The organism is Halobacillus rhizosphaerae (assembly GCF_046719735.1).
GTDB lineage: Bacteria > Bacillota > Bacilli > Bacillales > Halobacillaceae > Halobacillus_B > Halobacillus_B rhizosphaerae.
In genome coordinates, this window is record NZ_JAUTWQ010000054.1 from 1 (window position 1) to 769 (window position 769).

Annotated in this window: 2 pseudogenes; both read right to left on the reverse strand. The window is 32.0% G+C overall.

Features of this window, described 5'->3' with window-relative positions:
• Nucleotides 1-241 (reverse strand): annotated as a pseudogene (locus Q7A53_RS21675) (hypothetical protein); the annotation flags it as partial.
• A gap of 304 nt (nt 242-545) precedes the next feature.
• Nucleotides 546-769, reverse strand: a pseudogene (locus Q7A53_RS21680) (hypothetical protein); the annotation flags it as partial.

Sequence of the window (769 nt, forward strand, 5' to 3'; positions counted from 1 at the left end):
CCAACTCATCACCGTCAATGTCTCTTACAACCCAAATCCTAAGATTCTTCATTTGATGATGCTCGAATTCCCTTTCATATTTCTTTGTTAAAGTTGGACATAATTCTTCCGCAAGCTCCTCTAAATTCCTGATTTTCTCTTTCATGCTTCTGTTAATATCTTTCTGTGGAACAGCAATATAAGGATCACTATCTTTTGTATCTTTCTTTCTAAATAATACATTTTTAATTTTAGAAAACATCCTTTACTAGCCCTATCCATATAGGTGATTTTCATACTTAATCTATATTAATTTCCCTTAAAAATTGCACTACTATTTTTGTATGTAACTAAAATCAATTATCAAACAAAGTAAAGGAGGACCATGTAATATTAAAGAATCGCCCCAGATTGCTTAACACTTGATTTCAAGATACCACTGTCTTCCTTCCACTTTTGATAACCGAAGAGACTACACAATTGAATAGTGCAGTCTTTTCTTTGGCTTAGGTTTCATAATCATTACTATAAGTTGTTGGTTTATTGGTAAATCGTGAGATCTTAGTTTAAAAGGTGGAATTGTGTCTTAACAGTTCTTTTAGCTCTTTTTCTATCTCAATTTTTAAATCATAGTTCTTTAAATCAAACAGGGTACCTGTCCCTTTAATGTAACCAGAGAAGTAATACCAAAGGTATACGGTAGCTGCATAAAACTCATCATCAAATTTTTTCCCATCGTAATCAATCGCTATTTGTGAACGATATTCTTTCTCTAAACAACTTTCATGAG